At 58.3% G+C, this 18,344-nt stretch carries 19 protein-coding genes and 1 tRNA gene; 8 read left to right on the top strand and 12 right to left on the bottom strand.

The window, feature by feature from the left end:
• The first annotated feature begins 59 nt into the window (after positions 1 to 59).
• Positions 60 to 1,163 (top strand): Gfo/Idh/MocA family protein, encoded by a 1,104-nt coding sequence (locus ACR0MV_RS11975; protein ID WP_170427135.1) that lies wholly within the window; start codon positions 60 to 62, stop codon positions 1,161 to 1,163.
• 40 nt (positions 1,164 to 1,203) lie between these two features.
• Positions 1,204 to 2,337 carry a Gfo/Idh/MocA family protein gene (locus ACR0MV_RS11970; protein WP_480702277.1) on the top strand — a complete coding sequence of 378 codons (1,134 nt, stop codon included), beginning with the start codon at positions 1,204 to 1,206 and terminating at the stop codon, positions 2,335 to 2,337.
• On the opposite strand, the gene ACR0MV_RS11965 is transcribed toward ACR0MV_RS11970, so the two are convergent.
• Positions 2,338 to 3,336, bottom strand: a complete 999-nt coding sequence (locus tag ACR0MV_RS11965; RefSeq protein WP_170427137.1) for a LacI family DNA-binding transcriptional regulator — start codon at positions 3,334 to 3,336, stop codon at positions 2,338 to 2,340.
• 137 nt (positions 3,337 to 3,473) lie between these two features.
• Positions 3,474 to 3,549, bottom strand: a tRNA-Val gene (locus tag ACR0MV_RS11960).
• A 237-nt stretch (positions 3,550 to 3,786) separates the two neighbouring features.
• Here ACR0MV_RS11960 and modA point away from each other — a divergent pair.
• Genes modA through modC form a run of 3 tightly spaced genes read left to right on the top strand, consistent with a single transcriptional unit; the run spans position 3,787 to position 6,303 of the window.
• On the top strand, positions 3,787 to 4,512 hold the full coding sequence (gene modA / locus ACR0MV_RS11955; protein ID WP_480702559.1) for a molybdate ABC transporter substrate-binding protein: 726 nt from the start codon (positions 3,787 to 3,789) through the stop codon (positions 4,510 to 4,512).
• Positions 4,513 to 4,516: 4 nt separating this feature from the next.
• Entirely contained in the window at positions 4,517 to 5,209 is a 693-nt protein-coding gene (gene modB, locus ACR0MV_RS11950; RefSeq protein ID WP_480702276.1) for a molybdate ABC transporter permease subunit, read from the top strand.
• Positions 5,206 to 6,303 (top strand): molybdenum ABC transporter ATP-binding protein, encoded by a 1,098-nt coding sequence (gene modC / locus ACR0MV_RS11945; protein ID WP_480702275.1) that lies wholly within the window; start codon positions 5,206 to 5,208, stop codon positions 6,301 to 6,303. Before modB ends, modC begins: the two co-directional genes overlap by 4 nt.
• Here modC and ACR0MV_RS11940 read toward each other — a convergent pair.
• Positions 6,300 to 7,205, bottom strand: a complete 906-nt coding sequence (locus ACR0MV_RS11940; RefSeq protein WP_480702274.1) for a Hint domain-containing protein — start codon at positions 7,203 to 7,205, stop codon at positions 6,300 to 6,302. The two genes, modC and ACR0MV_RS11940, sit on opposite strands and share 4 nt — an antisense overlap.
• Position 7,206: 1 nt before the next feature.
• Positions 7,207 to 7,719, bottom strand: a complete 513-nt coding sequence (locus tag ACR0MV_RS11935; RefSeq protein ID WP_480702273.1) for a toxin-activating lysine-acyltransferase — start codon at positions 7,717 to 7,719, stop codon at positions 7,207 to 7,209.
• A gap of 165 nt (positions 7,720 to 7,884) precedes the next feature.
• Between ACR0MV_RS11935 and ACR0MV_RS11930 the strand changes: the two genes are divergently transcribed.
• Positions 7,885 to 8,295 carry a hypothetical protein gene (locus ACR0MV_RS11930; protein ID WP_480702272.1) on the top strand — a complete coding sequence of 137 codons (411 nt, stop codon included), beginning with the start codon at positions 7,885 to 7,887 and terminating at the stop codon, positions 8,293 to 8,295.
• A gap of 4 nt (positions 8,296 to 8,299) precedes the next feature.
• Here ACR0MV_RS11930 and hemF read toward each other — a convergent pair whose 3' ends face one another.
• From hemF to clpS, 4 genes are read right to left on the bottom strand one after another with little or no spacing between them, the layout of a single operon-like run.
• Positions 8,300 to 9,184, bottom strand: coding sequence for an oxygen-dependent coproporphyrinogen oxidase (hemF, locus tag ACR0MV_RS11925; protein ID WP_480702271.1), 885 nt, complete (start codon positions 9,182 to 9,184; stop codon positions 8,300 to 8,302).
• Between the two features lie 5 nt (positions 9,185 to 9,189).
• Positions 9,190 to 9,990 carry an SDR family NAD(P)-dependent oxidoreductase gene (locus ACR0MV_RS11920; RefSeq protein WP_170427145.1) on the bottom strand — a complete coding sequence of 267 codons (801 nt, stop codon included), beginning with the start codon at positions 9,988 to 9,990 and terminating at the stop codon, positions 9,190 to 9,192.
• 37 nt (positions 9,991 to 10,027) lie between these two features.
• A complete protein-coding gene (locus tag ACR0MV_RS11915; RefSeq protein ID WP_480702270.1) occupies positions 10,028 to 10,993 on the bottom strand; it encodes a class I SAM-dependent methyltransferase in 966 nt (321 codons plus the stop codon).
• Between the two features lie 31 nt (positions 10,994 to 11,024).
• The gene (clpS, locus tag ACR0MV_RS11910; protein ID WP_170466914.1) at positions 11,025 to 11,366 is read right to left on the bottom strand and encodes an ATP-dependent Clp protease adapter ClpS; all 342 of its coding nucleotides are present in this window, start codon (positions 11,364 to 11,366) and stop codon (positions 11,025 to 11,027) included.
• A gap of 94 nt (positions 11,367 to 11,460) precedes the next feature.
• On the opposite strand from clpS, the gene ACR0MV_RS11905 reads away from it, so the two are divergent.
• Together ACR0MV_RS11905 and ACR0MV_RS11900 are read left to right on the top strand one after the other, a co-directional pair.
• The gene (locus tag ACR0MV_RS11905; protein WP_480702269.1) at positions 11,461 to 12,162 is read left to right on the top strand and encodes an HAD family hydrolase; all 702 of its coding nucleotides are present in this window, start codon (positions 11,461 to 11,463) and stop codon (positions 12,160 to 12,162) included.
• Between the two features lie 282 nt (positions 12,163 to 12,444).
• Positions 12,445 to 13,830, top strand: a complete 1,386-nt coding sequence (locus ACR0MV_RS11900; RefSeq protein WP_170427149.1) for a D-alanyl-D-alanine carboxypeptidase family protein — start codon at positions 12,445 to 12,447, stop codon at positions 13,828 to 13,830.
• A gap of 61 nt (positions 13,831 to 13,891) precedes the next feature.
• On the opposite strand, the gene ACR0MV_RS11895 is transcribed toward ACR0MV_RS11900, so the two are convergent.
• From ACR0MV_RS11895 to ACR0MV_RS11880, 4 genes are all read right to left on the bottom strand, one after another.
• Complete coding sequence (locus tag ACR0MV_RS11895) at positions 13,892 to 15,139, bottom strand: hypothetical protein (RefSeq protein WP_480702268.1); 1,248 nt, start codon at positions 15,137 to 15,139, stop codon at positions 13,892 to 13,894.
• Between the two features lie 144 nt (positions 15,140 to 15,283).
• Complete coding sequence (locus ACR0MV_RS11890) at positions 15,284 to 16,045, bottom strand: LamB/YcsF family protein (RefSeq protein WP_480702267.1); 762 nt, start codon at positions 16,043 to 16,045, stop codon at positions 15,284 to 15,286.
• Between the two features lie 12 nt (positions 16,046 to 16,057).
• A complete protein-coding gene (locus ACR0MV_RS11885; RefSeq protein WP_480702266.1) occupies positions 16,058 to 17,056 on the bottom strand; it encodes a 5-oxoprolinase subunit C family protein in 999 nt (332 codons plus the stop codon).
• Entirely contained in the window at positions 17,053 to 17,808 is a 756-nt protein-coding gene (locus ACR0MV_RS11880; protein ID WP_480702265.1) for a 5-oxoprolinase subunit B family protein, read from the bottom strand. The genes ACR0MV_RS11885 and ACR0MV_RS11880 overlap by 4 nt, the downstream gene beginning before the upstream one ends.
• Positions 17,809 to 18,344 lie beyond the last annotated feature (536 nt).

The following is an 18,344-nucleotide window of genomic DNA, read 5'->3' as shown; positions in this document are numbered from 1 at the left end:
GATTCACACGATACTGATTTTGCAACCGGTTGCAAATACATTGTTCGGAGCCGTGACAGATGCCTGAAATCGGAATTGGAATCGTTGGTGGCGGCTATATGGGCAAGGCTCATTCGGTCGCGATGTCTGCCGTCGGGGCGGTATTCAACACTGCGCTTCGACCGCGTCTTGAGATGATTTGCGCGTCCAGTCCGGAAAGCGCTGAGCGGTATCGTGCAGCCTACGGCTTCCGACGGTCGACCGAGGATTGGCGCGCGCTGGTCAATGACCCGGCGGTCGAGGCCGTCGTGATAGCCTCGCCGCAAACGACGCATCGTCAGATTGCCGAGGCCGCGTTCGCATTGGGTAAGCCGGTTCTGTGTGAAAAACCACTCGGTTCTTCGCTTGGGGATGGTCAAGCCATGGTCGCAGCGGCCGAGGCAGCAGGTGTCACCAACATGGTCGGGTTCAACTATGTCCGGACCCCGGCAACCCAGTTCGCACGCCAGCTGATCGCGAAGGGAGAGCTGGGTGACATCACCTGGTTCCGCGGCGAGCATACCGAGGATTTTTATGCCGACCCCGACGCACCGGCGACGTGGCGCACGACCGGAATGGCCAACGGTACAATCGGCGATCTGGCCCCTCATATGGTCAACGGCGCCATGGCCCTGATCGGGCCGATTATCGAGGTTATGGCTGAGGTCGAAACCGTTCACCACGAGCGTCCCGGTGGGCCGGTGACAAATGATGACCACGCCCAGATCATGTGCCGCTTTGCCAATGGCGCGATGGGGAACATCTATGTCAGCCGAATATCGACGGGTCGAAAGATGGGCTATGCTTATGAAATATCGGGCACAAAAGGTGCCATCAGGTTCGATCAGGAAGATCAGAACGCTCTGTGGTTCTATCGTCGAGAAGGGCCTGAGGCGCAAAGAGGTTTTACCAAGATCCTGACAGGCCCCGCCCATCCGGACTATGAGCCATTCTGCCAGGGACCTGGACACGGAACCGGGTATCAGGACCAGATCATCATCGAAGCCAAGGATTTCCTTGAGGCAATTCATACCGGAAAAGCGATCTGGCCCACGTTCCGTGACGGGCATGAGGTCAACCGAGTTCTGGCCGCGGCTTTGGCATCATCCGAGCGGCGGCAATGGCAACAAATCGGCGACTTCTGAGCGCTGAAAACAACAAAAACACCAAAGAGAGACGAGAACCATGGCAAAGCTGAAATGGGGAATGATTGGTGGTGGCGAGGGCAGCCAGATCGGACCTGCGCACCGTCTGGGCGCACTGGCCGATGGGATGTTCGAATTCGCTGCTGGCGCGCTGGATCATCGGCCCGATGTCGGTCGCGAATACGCCCAAAGGCTGGGCGTTGCTGCGGATCGTGCCTATGGCGACTGGCAAGAGATGCTGGCGAGTGAAAAGGATCGGGCGGACCGAATTGATCTGGTGACGATTGCAACGCCGAATTCGACCCATTTCGAAATCACCAAGGCGTTTCTTGAAGCCGGGTTCAACGTCCTGTGCGAAAAACCCATGACCATGACGGTGGAAGAGGGGGAAGAAATCGTGCGCGTGGCCGAAGCCTCGGGCAAGATTTGCGCGGTGAACTACTGTTACTCCGCTTATCCGATGGTCCGACAGGCCCGCGCAATGGTGCGTGCAGGGGATATCGGTAAAGTCCGACTGGTCGTGACCAGTTTCAGCCATGGCCACCACGGCGATGCCACCGACGCGGACAATCCTCGTGTCCGTTGGCGTTACGATCCGGCGATGGCCGGCGTGTCGGGGCAGTTCGCCGATTGCGGTATTCATGCACTGCACATGGCCAGCTTTATCAGTGATGACGAAGTCAAAAGCCTGTCCGCCGACATGGCTTCGACAATCGCAAGCCGCGAGCTGGAAGATGACGCGATGGTCAACTTCCGCACCGAAGGCGGCGCGGTTGGACGGTTGTGGACTTCGTCAGTGGCTATTGGCCGCCAGCACGGCTTTGACATACAGGTGTTTGGCGAAACCGGTGGCCTTCGCTGGGCATCCGAGCAGCCCAATCAGTTGATCTATACCCCGGTGGGTGGGCGTACCCAGATCATCGAAAAAGGCGAAGGCGGGCTGCATGACGAAGCGCAGCGCCTGTCCCGGGTCGCCATCGCGCATCCCGAAGGTTTCCCTCTGGCGGTTGCAAACATCTATTGCGATCTGGCCGACGCGATTGTGGGAAAGGTCCGGGACGGTCTGCCCACGCCGTCTGATGGGGTTCGTTCCATTGCGGCGGTCCATGCCGCGGTCGCCTCGTCCAAGGCAGACGGAGCCTGGACGGACGCCCGCCCGCCGATGTTCCGTTGATCAGAGGCGGGGCCGCAGAGTGCCCCGCTCGATCACACGACAGGGAAAGATTCGCGCCTCGGGATAGCGGTCCGGGTCTTTCAGCATCTCTTCGACCAGATCGACCGACGATGTGATGATTTGTTTGATCGGCTGGTGAATCGTGGTCAGGTTCACGCTCTCCCAGCGGGACATCTCCATGTCGTTCAAGCCGATTATTCCGATGTCCTTGCCGGGCTTCAGGCCATGATCCGACAATGCGGACAAGGCACCGATGGACAGAATGTCGTCGCCGCAGAAGTACCCGTCCGCTGGTTTATTTTTCAACAGCGCCAGCATTTCCTCGCGTCCGGCCTCAAACGAATATGCGCCTGCGAACGAGTGAGATACTTCCAGATCGGGGTGTTTCTCGACCTCTTCCATGAAGCCGCGATATCGGTCCATCGCCGAGGTCGCATCTTTGGGGCCACCCAGATATCCGATTCGCTTGTAGCCGCGCGCCCGCAGTTCCCGGGCCGCCATACGACCGCATTCGACGTTGTCAATCCCGACCACATGCACCTCGGGTGAGGTTGCCGAGCGTCCAAATGTGTGAACCACAGGAACCCCTGCGTCGTGAAAGGCTTTGGCAAAACTGGGCGGCAAAGTGGACGAAGCGACGATCGCCGCATCGACCGAATATTGCCGCAGCATCCGGACCGAATTGGCCGGTTCTGTTTCGTCGGTCAAATTCACGATGAGGGGGCGCAGACCTCGTTCCTGCAAAGCCCGCGTGAACTGGTCGAACACCTCAAGGAAGATCGGGTTGTGAAAGTTGTTGGAAATCAAACCGATCAGCTTGGTGCGCCCAGTCGTGAGCGAGGAGGCCAGCGCATTTGGGCTGTACCCCAGCTCTTTCGCGGCCTTTTCAACCTTGCTGCGTGTCTTGGCAGAAACGGACGCACCTTCAGTGAATGTCCTGGAAACGGCAGACCGCGAAACACCGGCCAATGCGGCCACGTCCTTTAGGGTCACACCCATGATTGGCACCCTCGGTTCAGGGTAAGGCTAACTCGTGAATTCATGGTGAAAACACTATGCACTAATGCATCAGACTTGCAATCGGTTGCAATGCGCTCGCGTATTTGACGCCGGGTACTGTGCTTCATTGGGGAGAATGGTGGGTGATGAGAGACTCGAACTCCCGACATCTTCGGTGTAAACGAAGCGCTCTACCAACTGAGCTAATCACCCGTGACGGTGCATGTAGCCAAGCCTGCGTCCGGGCGCAAGAGGGTCCGGCGGAATTTCTTTACTCAAAATCGATTTGTGTTGAACTGAGGGGCCGAACCCGGTGAGGCGCGTGCAAAGGCGCTTGCGTGTCACCTGTCGCCTCAGATATTCCGATAGGAACTGCAATTTCCAGGCGGGGGAAACAGGATCCTGTCCAACGCGCGCCGAGTTTTGATCGCGGCCCTGGTTCTGGGCGCAATGGTGCTGGCTCCGCTTCGTGCAGGGGCTGAGGGGATTTTGGTATTCGCCGCAGCAAGCCTCAAGACAGCGTTGGATGAGGTTGCGACAGGGTACCAGCAGGAGACTGGTCAGAACATCACCGTTTCCTATGCGGCCTCGTCAGTGCTTGCGCGACAAATTCAGCTTGGGGCACCGGCCGACCTGTTTATCTCGGCCAATGTGGATTGGATGAATGAGTTGCAGGACCAGGGGTTGGTGGATTCCGCGTCGCGGGTCGATCTTTTGGGGAACGGGTTGGTTCTGATCGGTGGTGCGGATCAATCTGACCTCGGCGCAATGCAGGCGGATGTTGACCTGTCGTCGGTCCTGAACGGTGGTTTTCTAGCGATGGCACTGGTGGATGCGGTGCCCGCAGGGATCTACGGCAAAGCCGCATTGCAGAGCCTTGGGTTATGGCAGGACGTCCAGGGCCAGATTGCGCAGACCGACAATGTGCGTGCGGCGCTTGCGCTTGTAGCGACGGGTGCTGCGCCTTTGGGGATCGTTTACCGCTCGGATGCGCAGGTCGAAGACAGGGTTCGCGTCGTTGCCGAGTTTTCATCCCAGCTGCATCCTCCAATCATCTATCCGGCGGCTGTGACGACAGGAGCTTCTGAAAACGCGCGTGCGTTCCTGGCGCATCTCCAGTCTGAGGCCGCGGGTGCCGTGTTTGAAAAGCAGGGTTTTGCCCTGCCAAACGGATAAGCGCATGGGGTGGCTGGGACCGGCAGAGCTGGAGGCGCTCAAACTGTCTTTGCGCGTATCCTTTTGGGCGACGCTGGTGACTTTGCCTTTGGGTATTTTTGTTGCCTACGCGTTGGCGCGCTGGCGGTTTCCGGGTCGGCAGGTGTTGAACGGGCTGGTGCATCTGCCTTTGATCCTGCCGCCGGTGGTGACCGGGTATCTGCTGCTTCTGACCTTTGGCATTCAGGGGCCGCTGGGCAAGCTGCTGGCGGAATTCGGGATCGTTGTGGCCTTTCGCTGGACCGGGGCTGCGCTGGCTGCGGGTATCATGGCTTTTCCGCTCATGGTGCGCGCCATCCGGCTGTCGATTGAGGCCGTAGACCCTAAGCTTGAACAAGCTGGCGCGACGCTGGGGGCCTCGCGTCTTTTTGTGTTTGCCACAGTGACTTTACCGATGATCCTGCCAGGCGTAATCGCGGGCGCGATCCTGGCCTTTGCCAAAGCGATGGGAGAGTTCGGGGCAACGATCACCTTTGTCTCGAACATCCCGGGGCAAACACAAACTCTGCCATCGGCGGTTTACGCCTTCCTTCAGGTTCCAGGGGGCGAATCCGCGGCGACACGGTTGGTCGTGATTTCAATCGTGATCGCCATGGGGGCGTTGTTGCTGTCCGAATTTGTTGGCCGCCGCGTTGCCGCAAGGGTGGCCGGATCATGAGCCTGTCCGTCCGCCTTCAGCACAATCTGAATGACCTTAGGCTGGACCTGAGCTTTGATGCTCCGCCGGGGGTGACGGTTCTGTTCGGGCGGTCGGGGTCCGGGAAGACGACGATCGTCAATGCCGTGGCAGGGTTGCTGAAACCTATGGCCGGGCGCGTTAGTATTGATGGCTGGGATTTGTTCGATACCGCGCAGGGCCTGTGGTTGCCGCCGCACAAAAGGCGGTTGGGCTACATCTTTCAGGAAGGTCGCCTTTTCCCGCACCTGACTGTGCGCCAGAACCTTTTTTATGGGACATGGTTTGCCCCCAAAGGGGCCCGTCGAGAAGACCCGGACAAAGTGATCGAGATGCTGGGAATCGGGCAGCTTTTGAATCGCAGGCCCGCAGGTTTGTCTGGTGGTGAAAAGCAACGAGTGGCCATTGGTCGTGCCTTGCTTGCCAGCCCGCGTTTGATCCTGGCGGATGAACCGCTGGCAGCCCTGGACGATGCGCGCAAGGCTGAGATTCTTCCGTATTTTGAACGTCTGCGGGATGAGGTCTCGGTCCCAATTCTTTACGTCACCCACTCGGCGGCCGAGGTCGCGCGGCTGGCCACATCCGTGGTGGCGCTGCAGGAGGGGCAGGTTTTGCGGCACGGTCCTGCGTCAGAGGTTCTGGCCGATCCGTCGGTTGCACCCGCGGGTGTGCGGGCCGTGGGCGCGGTATTGCAGGTGCGGGTCGTTCGACATCATTCAGATGGGCTGACAGAATTGGACGCGGGCGGTACGCCCCTGTTCCTGCCCCGTATACCGCATCAGGTTGCGGAAGAACTGCGTATTCGCATCCCCGCGCAAGAAGTCATCCTGTCCAGCAAACCGCCCGAAGGCTTGTCAGCTTTGAACGTGCTGCAAGGCGCGGTTGATACGATCCGTGCGGGCGAGGGGCCGGGGGCAATCGTGTCCGTAAAGACACCTGCGGGCACAGTTCTGGCACGTGTCACACGCCGCTCGGTCGAGGCGCTTGGGTTGCAACCAGGCAAGCCCTGTTACGCGGTGATCAAAACGGTTGCCCTTGCACCGCAGGATGTCGGTGGACATCTGGGCGGGCACTAGGCCAAAGCACGCGCCTCAAATTCGCGCAGGATCCGGCGAGCGGCCCGACCAAAACCCATTCCGTTCGGTGCAGGGGCGTCCGGGAAAATGGTAGCCAGTTCCTGAAGGGCGTCAGAAGACAAGGTGTAGAGGGACTCCTCACCCAAAAACAGGCTTTCGGCCAGTGCACCCTCGGCCGTCAGGATTTCGTGATTGTCCAGTAGGATATGATAGTACTGGACCGGGTCATCTGAGGCCTCAATTTCGATCTCTGGCCAAGAACACAGATGCTTGGCCGCAATCAGAACTTCAGGCGCACCAAAGAGCAATTCGACCTTTGGCCCGCTGACCAGAATGCGGTGTTGTTGCGAGACCAGCAGATCGCGCTTGGGTTGCCCCTGACCCAAACTGCCCGCCCTAATCCGAACCGGACGCATGGCAGGGTTTTCATGCAGTCTTTCAGGTGGCAGCGCGCTGCTTTCGATCCACCGGATCGGTTGCAAACCATGATCAGCAGTCATCACCCTGTCGCCCACGTCCAGCGTTTCGATGTGCCGATGGCCCCCTTCGGCCAAAATCAGAGTGCCGGATGTAAAACAAACACCTTCTATGGAGATCGTGATCTCTTGAGTCAGATCGTAAGGGGCTATTTCGAGTTCATCGTTGATTTCGAACCCGGTGACCCGAACGGTGAATGTGTCCGTGACGGTCGTCCCGAATGGGATGTCATCGTAGTCGCTTGGATTGACCGTATAGGTCCATTCCCCGGTGTTTGGATCGATTGAGGCCACGCCTAGAGACGGTTGCTCAGAAATCGACCAGTTCTGCGACAAGGGGAAGCCGCTCAGCCCAAGATCCCCGGTGGCCTCATTCGGAGGATCCCCGGTTACAGTACCGGTTGTCGTCCCTACGATGGATACCATCTCATGACCCTCCTTTCTCAAGGATCTCACGAAACTCCTTTTTTCGATAGAGTTTCATGTGAACCTCACCGGCGTCGTCACGGGTCCATTCCACGATCCGGTTGCGGGTCAGGTCGCTGTCCATTCGATTGGTGCGAACCCGCGGGTGCGGGATTTCCTTTTTCAGAATATCCACGATCTGATTGGTTTGTCCAAACGGGGCCACAAGGTCGATGATCCAAAAAGAGGTCCCGCTGGCAAAATCGGTGTCCTTCAGTGGCTTTTCCTGAATGGCATAGCGACGCTCGGCATCAGGGCTGAGGCCTGCAAAGGTCACAAAGCCCCTGGGAAAACTGTTCTGGCGAAAGATGTGATATTGATTCAGCCGGAAGGGTGTTTCAAAGGCAAAAAGAACCTGCCCAAGATTGCGAGACCGATGTGTTTTGGTCAGCGACGCAAGATAGAACATGGCGCCAAAATCCGCGTATTTCTCGGGCGGAATGTCAAACCAACCTTCTGGAAACGCTTTGCTCAAAACAAACCTCGGTCCAAAACTGACTTGATACTAATTGGTTACGGCGTGAATTGATACAGTTTTGCCCCGGGCGTCAGGTCCGGAGAACTCGTGCCGCAGCTTTACTCGGTGCACGGGTTTACTATGATCTTGGGAAAATTCTGTTTCGAAATGGGAATTGCAGTTATGCGCGTATTTAAAATAACGGCGGTGACCGCGATTATGCTGTTACCAGCATTGGCCGAGGCGGTGGGGTTTCGGTTTGGAGTGTACCGAGGGTTTCAGACCAATGTGACGCCTTTGGAAAACGGCACCTACCGTGTTGCTGTCAGCGGGTCGTCCGCTCCGGTGACGTATTGGTGCGGGATCGGTGATTACGCAATCACCAAGCTCAGAACCAAGGCGACGCAAAGGATTTACATCTCACGCGCATACGAAAAGGGAAACCGTACGGTCGAGTTTTCGCTGACCCCGCCTGACGGGGTGGATACGACTCCGGGCTATTCGATCACTGTCAAACGAGTGGGCGAAAACATGTCCGCTGGATCCGCGCAAGGCTACTGTTGGGACAACGTACTGGACCTTGGGTTTAGGTAAGGCCTCAGACCCATTTCGCCAGCGGCGGCAGGCTCATCAGCACTGCATCCGGGTCGTGACCGGTTTCCAGGCCAAATTTCGTGCCCCGGTCATAAACCAGGTTGTATTCGGCATAGAGGCCACGGTGCACCAGTTGTGTGTTCTTGTCGGCATCGTCAAAACCCTGCACACGGCGCTTTTCGACCAAGGGCAGGAATGCGGGCAGGAAGGCGCGACCAATGTCCTGCGTCAGCGCGAAGTCTGCGGTCCAATCGCCAGTACAGTAATCATCCATGAAAATCCCGCCCACGCCGCGGGCGCGTTTGCGGTGGGGGATATAGAAATACTCATCCGCCCACTCTTTGAGACGGGGATAATGGCCGGGGCCATGCGGGTCCAGATACTGTTTCTGAGTGGCGTGGAAATGCGCGGTATCGTCATCATACTCGATACAGGGGTTCAAATCCGATCCACCGCCGAACCACCATGCGTGGGGCGTCCAGAACATGCGGGTGTTCATGTGAACAGCAGGCGCATGAGGGTTCTGCATATGGGCCACCAATGAGATGCCGGAGGCCCAGAAACGCGGATCGTCGGCCATTCCGGGAATGCCCTTGCGCGCAGCCATTGCCTGCTGCGCACGCTCGCCCAGTGTTCCGTAGACGGTCGAGACATTGACGCCGACCTTTTCAAAGACCCGCCCGCCGCGCATCACCGACATCAATCCACCGCCGGCGTCCGATCCGTCCGCAGATTGACGTTTGGTTTCCTTGACCTCAAACCGCCCGGCTTGGGCGTCGGACAGGGGGCCGGCGTCGTGGCCGTCTTCCAATGCCTCGAACGCGGTGACGATCTCATCGCGCAGTTCACGAAACCAGGCGGCGGCGGTTGCTTTTTCTGTGTCGAACATTGGGCTTAATGTGCTGGGGCTGCGACGGGGTCCAGCAACGTGCGGCCGCCGTCAATTGTCAGGATTTGTCCGGTGATGAACCCGGCCGCGTCCGAGGCCAGAAACTGTGCGGTTTCGGTCAGCTCGTTCGGGGCCGCGATCCGGGCCAACGGCGTGTGTTTTTCGATGTCGTTCCGGAAATCCCGGTTCTCTTTCAATGTAGATTGCAGCGATGCACTCATCACCGATCCAAGAGCAATCGAGTTAACGCGTATCCGGTTGGGTGCCAGAGCAACCGCCAGCGAGCGGGTCATCTGGTCCAGCGCAGCCGTGGAAACGGAATAGGCCATCAGGTCCGGGTGCGTGCGCCGCGCCGCGATCGAAGACAGGTTGATGATCGATCCCGCGGGACCTTCGTCCTCGTCACCTGCTTGTTTGATCATGCGTTTGGCCACCGCTTGGCTGAGGCGCAGCGCAGGCATCAGGTTCTGATTGAGAAGGGTCCGTACAGAATCATCGTCCGTGTCCAGCGGGTCTGACGTGATCACTTGTCGCGAGCCGTTGATCAGGATGTCCACCTGGTCAAAGGCATCCAGCGTTGCGGACAGCAGGTTTGCGATGGTCAGTTTTTCCCGAAGGTCTCCGGCAAAGAACCGGATGTTGCTGTCGTCTGCCTGTTCACCCAACTCTTCAGACAACCGCTTTTCGTCCATGTCCGCGAACATGACATTGGCACCTGCATCCGCAAAGTGGCGCCCGATGGCCAGCCCGACGCCGTTGGCGCTGCCTGTGACGATGGCTGTCTTGCCGGCTATGGAAAAGGACATGCGTTGACTCCTGAGTTGCGGCGCAGGTTAACCGGGATTAGACCCTAGGGCGAGAGGCGTGAAACACCTTGAACCGATTGTCACCGGCCACTTCCTGAACCTGGGCAAAACTGTCAGCCAGCGTGACCTCGTAAGGTAAGTGGCGGTTGGCAACCATCCAAAGGCTGCCATTGCGGGTCAGGTTGCGCGCCGCGGATTTGATAAAGCCTTGCCCCAGTTCGGGATCGGCTGCGCGGGACGTATGGAAGGGCGGGTTCATGACCACCGTGTCCAAAGGCTCTGGCGCTTTCCAGGAAACGGCATCGGCCCAATGGAACTGCGCATTGCTGTCTGCCAGATTGGTGCGCGCGCATGCCAAGGCGATGTAATCAGCCTCAACCAGGTGGAGAGCGCGAGGATTGGTCAGCTTGAGCACTTCAGCAGACAGATAGCCCCAGCCTGCGCCCAGATCCGCGATCCGCGCACCCAGCTTTTGAGGCAGAGACTTCAGCAACAGCGCCGAAGCCGGGTCGATCCCATCAGCGGAAAACACGCCGGGTGCGGTGCGAAACCCGTCGACCATCTGCGCCAGCGGCGCGGCCCAGTCGGCAAACGCTTCGGGTTTGGATTGGAACCAGAAGATTTTTCCATGCGCCTTGGCAATCGGGCCTTCGACATCAACGCGCTTTTGGATGTCTTTCAGCAAACTGTCCACGCCATTGGTCTTGGCACCGTCAATCACGATCAGCCTGCTGGCACGCTGACAGGCCTGATGTACCATGCTGCGCGCCAGTGCCTTGGCGCGGGGCAGAATGACGATGGCATCCTGACATGGCTCGCTGGTCTCGGGCGTTGTGTTGAAGCCTTGCGCCGCAAAATGGTCGTGAAACGGTTTGAACGGCTGCACCACTTGTGTTTCGCGCGGCAAATTCGACAGATCGTTGTCCATTGTCGGGCCAAGCACGCTGAGTGGTTGCGACAGGTCGAGGCCGCTTTGCAGGGCGAGGTCTAGGCGAGGGGACATCGGCAATTTTGGAAGAGGGGCCGGGACAGGCTTACTCTTCGCGTTCCATTGTGCATTGCAGGGGGTGTTGGTGCCTGCGGGCGAAATCCATGACCTGGCCCACTTTGGTCTCGGCGATTTCATGGCTGAAGACACCAACAACCGCGACGCCCTTTTTGTGGACGGTCAGCATGATCTCGAACGCCTCGGCGTGGGTCATGCCAAAGAACCGCTCGAGCACGTGGACCACGAATTCCATCGGGGTGTAGTCGTCGTTCAGCAGCAGCACTTTGTACAGGGGCGGGCGCTTGGTTTTGGGGCGCGTCTGAACCAACAGCGACGGATCACCGTCGTCGTCCGGTCTGTCAGACATCATCCATATGTGTTTAGTCATCACGCGCCTTTTGTCCGATTCAGGCTTCGGTTTGTCTGCAGCGTTATATAACGTTCAAGGGGTCAGAGAAAAGAGCCAGCAGGACGTAATCGAAATGGAAAAAGCGCTGACCACTATCGGGTTCGACGCCGACGACACCCTTTGGCACAACGAACGGTTTTTCCAACTGACCCAAGCCCATTTCGCAGAGTTGCTGGCAGATCATGCGGATCGCGATCACCTGCTGGACCGCTTGCTTGCAGCTGAAAAACGCAACATCCGCCACTATGGATACGGAATCAAAGGGTTCATCCTGTCGATGATCGAAACCGCAATCGAGGTGACCGAAGACCGTGTGCCAGCCTCGGTCATCCGGCAATTGGTCGAGGCGGGACAAGACATGCTGGCGCACCCGATTGAGCTGTTGCCCCACGCGCGCGAGGCGATCGAAGCGGTGGCAGATACTCATCGGGTGATTCTGATCACAAAGGGCGGTCTGATCGATCAGGAGCGTAAGCTTGCACAATCCGGGTTGGGAGAACTGTTCGACGAGGTCGAAATCGTGTCCGAGAAAGCGCCGCAGACTTATCGCGAGATCTTTGCCCGTCACGGCGAAGGGACGGATGCCGCGATGATGGTGGGCAATTCGATGCGCTCTGACGTGGTGGCCCCGATTGAGGCCGGATGTTGGGGGGTGTATGTGCCCCATGGGCTGGTGTGGGAGATCGAGAAGGCGGAAACTCCAACAGATAACCCGCGGTACAAAGAATTGCAGAATTTAGGCGGACTGGCCGATCTTGTTCGGCAATTAAGTTGATGTTGCCAATTCGCCGCAGTTTCCGAAAAACGGTGCTCTGTGCGTGTTCAGAAAACGTCGCCCGTGCCGATGTAGTGTGTTTGGTCGCATCCAGCGCCATATATAGTGCCTCGTCGCAGCGATAACGAAACGGCGAATTTGCACGCTTTCGGTTTATTTCATGGGGTCTCTGTGTTAGCCTTGGTCCCAATAAAATAAAATTCGCGCTGACCGGGAAAACCCGGCGGCCAGAGGTAGACAGAGGCAAAGATCGTGCAGGTTCGGCGGACAGTTCCGGCCCGAATGGGCTTATTTCTTATAGCATTCTTGTGGCTGCTCTCTTTCGCGCCGTTGCAAGGTTGGGCGGCACCTTATGCGGCGATGGTCATCGACGCGCGAACCGGAGAGGTTCTGCATTCGCGCAACGCTGACACCCGGCTGCATCCGGCCTCTCTGACAAAGATGATGACACTCTACATCGCGTTCGAAGCGGTGCGGAATGGCGAGATCACACTGGACACTCCGGTGCGGATCACCAAAAAGGCAGCGGCTGAACCCCCCTCGAAGCTGGGCCTGCGGAGCGGGCAGACGATCGCATTCCGGTATCTGATCCGGGCGGCTGCGGTGAAATCCGCCAACGATGCGGCCACTGCGATCGGTATCGCGATCAGCGGGTCTGAGGCCGCGTTTGCGCGCCGTATGACGCGCACGGCCAAAGCCATGGGGATGAGCCGGACGACATTCAAGAATGCACACGGCCTGACGGAATCGGGTCATTTGTCGACGGCGCGTGACATGACCACACTGGGTCGTCACCTGCTTTATGATTATCCGCAGTACTACAACTTGTTCTCGCGCCAATCCACGCATGCGGGGATCAAAACGGTTCCCAATACGAACCGTCGCCTGTTGGCCGCCTATAAGGGCGCAGACGGAATCAAAACCGGGTACACGCGGGCAGCGGGTTTCAACCTAGTGGCATCGGCCAAGCGCAAGGACGAACGCATCATCGCGACCGTTTTCGGCGGTAAATCTGGTGCGTCGCGGAATGCCAAAGTGGCCGAGTTGCTGGACATGGGTTTCCGTCGTGCACCTTCGCGCGCGCCCATCCGGAAACCGGCCCGCCCCGCCTATGCTGGAAATGCCGGTTTGGGGGCAACTGTTGCAGCCCTGACCGGTGCGCCGAAATCGAGCCTGCGTCCTGTTCTGCGTCCCGGACCGGGTGTGGCCGTACAGGTTGCAGGCACCGTGGTTGAAACGGCTGCGAAGAACCGCGCACGGATCCAGGACGGCATTGCTGCGGCGATTGCTGCGGCAGACATCGAGCCTTCGGCTGGTACCGATACACCGCGGCCCTCCGCACGACCCGAAGATCTGGTTCTGGCCTCAACCGATCCGGCGGTCCAACCAGAGCCTGAGCAAGAGATTGTCACGCGCCTGTCCACATCGGGCGGACGTTTGTGGGGCGTGAATGTTGGCCGCTATACCACCCGATATGAGGCGGAGAAGATTCTTCTGAAAACCGCGCTATCGGAAATGACCACTCTGGAAGGCACGCTGCGCAAGGTAAACCAAAGCTCGCGCGGCTTTGACGCGACATTCCAGGGCATGACCCGCGAACAGGCTGATCTGGCCTGCCGCAGGCTGCAGGCCCGCAATGTCACCTGTTTCATGATCGGGCCGTCATAAGACCCGACATATTCTCTCCTGAATGGGTATTGGCTGCGAGGAAACTCGCAGCCTTTTTTTGTCAGTCGAAGACGTGACCGTGCTGGTATTGTTCGTCCTGACCAGCGGCTGCGGTCAGAGCTGCCACATTGTCCTTGGTAAAGAACCCGTCATAGTGATGGCAGCGCTCGATATACTCGGTGATCAGCAGCGTATATTTTGAGTGTTTTGAGAAGATCTGTTTAAGGTTCGGATCGTCCTTACATTCACCGACCACATGGGCCAGGAACGGCACGCCCTTGTCCTTTAGCGTGTTGACCACGAAGTCGACGTTTTTTTCACCGGCTCCATGATCACCGTCCTGAATCTCAACGGCCATGTGATGTAGCCGGCGGCCAAAGTTCCGCACGAAGTCCTCGGTCGGCATCGGCAGCTGTTCGAACGAATTCACAAAGGACGGGGTGTTGTTGGCGGTAAAGACCTTGGCGGGGGATTTCTTGTCGTCATCCACATTTGCGTTCCGGTTCACATTCGTCGACGAGTTCATGTCAAAGATGTTGTACGCCCCCCAAAAGTAATAGGGGACCATGGTCAGGAACTCGAGGATCGCGTCCTCACGCTCGCCCGCCAGAATGCGTGTGGCCAGATGGTCGATCCCCAGCATCAGGGGCGCAATGTTGCTGTCCGCCCCAAACGTAGCGGCCTGATCCAGCCGGGCCTGTTCGTCATCACTCAGCAAGATGCGGTCGCCTAGGCCCAGACTGTCGGTGTCATTGAAGTCCAGCGATGAGTAGCCGACCCTGTTGCAGGTGAAATCCGAAGGAGTCGTAAAGCGAAAGCCGTCCAGGGTGTAGAACGGGTTTTCGGTGTCACCCTTGTACTCGAACCGAATGTTCTGATCCTCAAGCGTTTTGGTCAGAGACTTTAGGTCCGATGCGCCAAATACCTCTCCGACGTAACGAGTCTGAGGCGTATTTCGGGCCAGCGGGTACATGCGGTTGATGCGGGGGATGAAGTCTTCGAACGATGGGCTGAGAGGGGCCATCACGATCATCGCGGGATAGTCGGTATGCGAATGAAGCACTGCGAACTTGTGTGTCTGTCCCAGATAACTGGCCGTGTGCCGGTACGGGGTCATGACGTAGAGTTCCAGCAGCGTGTCGAACAATGCGTCCGGCTCGACCTGAATGACGATCGCCCGCATCGCCCCGACCTGATCCGCCACGCCCGAGCTTTGGCGGCGTTCGTAAATCATCGGCAGATACTGGTGAAAGAACTCTGAGTTCTTTTTGTCGCCGCGCGGTTCGTAAGTCATCAGATCAAAAGACATTGGCCAATCTCCTTGCCCATACCAGTCCGGCATAGCGTTGCTTGGAATTGTGGTATTCAGAACATGCACTTGCAGGCATGCTAGGGGCTGAATCCCCTCCGAGCAACAGTCAGAGAATAGATCGTCAGTCTAACGACCAGATTTCTATCGCATGAATTTTGTCACCTCGACACCGCCGTCGATCAGGGTTTTGCGGACAGAGCGGGCAATCTGTAGGGCCGTCGGACCATCGCCATGCAGGCAGATCGTATCGATTGAGGTCTCAAGCCGCTGCCCGCTTTCGGTGATGATGGCGCCCTCACGGACCATGTTGAGAATGCGGGGGCCGGCAACGTCCGGGTCGTGGATGACAGCGCCGGGCAGGCTGCGGTCTACAAGAGTGCCATCATCGTTGTAGGCGCGGTCCGCAAAGATCTCGCCAACCCATTTGCAACCCAGATCGCGCGCCGCCTCTTCCTGTTTGGTAACGGCCAGCACCATGACGATGATATCCGGGTCTACATCCAGCGCGCCCTGATAGCAGGCTCGTGCCATGTCCAGATCAACCGAACACATATTGGCCAGCGCGCCATGCAGTTTCAGATGCCGGACTTTGGTACCAACCGCCTTGGCGATACCCATCGCCGCGCCCAGTTGATACCGCACCATATTGCGCAGGCTGTCATGAGGCACTTTCATATTGCGGCGGCCAAAGCCCTGCAGGTCAGGGAAGCCGGGATGGGCACCGATGCCGACACCATTCTCGGCGGCCAGTTTCATCGTCTTGGCCATCACGTCGGGGTCACCGGCATGAAAGCCGCAGGCGATATTGGCCGACGTGATGATCTTCAACAGGTTTTCGTCATCGCCCATCTTCCATGGGCCAAAGCTTTCGCCCATGTCGGCATTTAGATCGACGCTTGGCATCCAAAATCCTCTCTAGTCGGTGGCCGAGATCATCCCGCTGATCAATTGGTAGGACAACAGGTCCGGTATGTCATGCGGATCGCGAACCAGTGGCTCGATTTGAGCAGGCAGTTTGGCCAGCCCGGCGTGATAGGCGGCTTGCAGGACAGTTGCCTCCTCCAGTGACACAAACTGGAACCTGATCGACCCACCCGCCGGGGTTTGTGCGGCGCGCGGCAGGTCGCACGGCAGAACTGTTGCGATGCGGGGATATCCTCCGGTCGTTTGGCATTCGGGCAGCAGGATGAATGGGTTTCCAGTGCCCGTCATCTGTATGTCGCCCGGCGTGATGACTTCGGATAGGATATTCAGCTGACCCTTGGCGGCGAACCCTTCCCCCGCACTGTCGAGTTGCATTCCCATCCGGTTGGCCCGACTTCCCCGGCGAAACTCGGTCTGGGCAAAGCGATCCAACGTGGCCTGATCGAACAGCGGGGTTTGAAAGCTGGCGACCACGCGCAGCACGCCACCAGAAAAGCGGTCATCGTGCCCCAGCTTCATGCCCGTCACCCCGGGTCCGCTGCCGACGGGCAGCGTGTCTCCAACCTGGATCGTGAGCCCGATCTTGGCCGTCAGATGCGCCGCGCGCGATCCCAGAAAGGCCTTGGACGCAATACCACCGCTGACGTGCAGGTAACCATATGTGCCGCGCGTCGCAGCGCCGATTACCAGTCTTTGTCCCGCTTCCATATGATGAGACGCATTCCAAACGACTGGGGCACCATCGATGCTGGCCTGCATCGGGGCTCCGGTCAGCGCGATGGCCAGAGGTTTCGTTGCCTCAAACTCGCCGCCAATGCCCGCCATTTCCAACGCGGCAAGGCCTGGGTTTTGACCCAACAAGGCCGCCCCCTCATGTAGTGCCGTCAGATCTGCGGCACCGGATCGGGATAAGCCCTGATCCAGATATCCGACGCGGCCCTGATCCTGAACGGTGCACGCGGGACCGATGCGATGGACAATCAAGCTCATCCCGCGATCTCCTGACATGTTGCGCCGCCGGTACCGTTCGCGTTGTCGGCGCGGGCGGCGTCAAGCTTGTCACGGGTGACAGAAACGAACTGCATTTCGTCCCCGGGCTTCAACGCAAAGCTCTCAGGCGCTTCTGGCCGAAAGCAGCGGAATGCTGTCTGACCCACGTGCCGCCACCCGGTGGGCGTCGGCCCCGAAAACAAAACGAATTGCGAGATCGCCAGAACCAACGCACCTTCAGGTACCATGGGTGTCAGTTCCTTGAGGCGCGGAATGTCGAATTCCGACCCAAGCGGACCCAGATAGGGCTGACCTGGCGCAAAGCCGATCGTCAGAACACGCACCCGGCTGTTGCTAAGCCGCCGGATCGCCTCAGCCGGATCCAGCCCGGCTGCTGCAGCAGCCTCATCCAGTTGTGGGGCCAACTCGCCTCCATACACTGTGGGTACACGCCAAAGGCGACGGCCGGCTGGCAAAGGGGCCTCATACCAGTTGCGGAGCGCCAGAAGTCGCCGAACCCTTTCCTGAAAATCTGCATGGGGCAGTCTTTCCGGGTCGAACCTTATATAGGCCGACGCGAGGGAGGCCGATGTTTCAATGATGCCATCCCAGGCCCGGCGCATGACCTCGCTGCGAAACGCCAGCGCCGCGCGGTTCGATGGTTCGGCCATTACATCGGAGAAGGAAACCAGAAGGCCGTCGAAACCAACCGTGCGGATGCGGGGAAAGGCCTTGTCTTCAGTGGTCGTCATTTCACAGCAAACCCGAGCGTATTCTACAGGCGACCACACAGCATCCGGTTCAAATACGCAAGCCCGTCGTTATGAGGGCTCATTTTCGGGCATCCGAGTCACTTCATTTGTCCAGTTTCGACTCGGTGACTCGCTGCCGAGTCGCTTGAGTCTTGTGCTCGACGTTAGCTGTTGGGCTATATGTAGGGGTGGTGATCGGCTGAAAGGTTCTGCGTCTTTTAGGTTTTTGGCGACAAGGTAGGTTAGTTGGTGTAAATGATGGCCGAGGGCGTCTTTTAACTATCTGTTTTTATTTAACTTTCAGGCATTTTGGAAAAAAATTGCCAAAAGCTGCATTTTTCGGTTGCGGAGGTTTGTTGTAATACTTAGAACCCCCTTCACCGGCGCTGCTGAGGCGGTGCTGACGGGTCGGAGAGACGGCCTGACGGACTGGAAAGACGGTTGAGACGCTCAGGAGAGACTGGGGGCATCTTGGGGAATGAGTTAGGCGGGCGCGCTGATTTTTTGGCGCAACGGTCTGGTTTTTGGCTCTGGGT

This window comes from Ruegeria sp. BC3, from assembly GCF_056539265.1.
The sequence above is the reverse complement of the archived record's forward strand: the minus strand, read 5'-3'. Positions and strand labels throughout refer to the sequence as shown.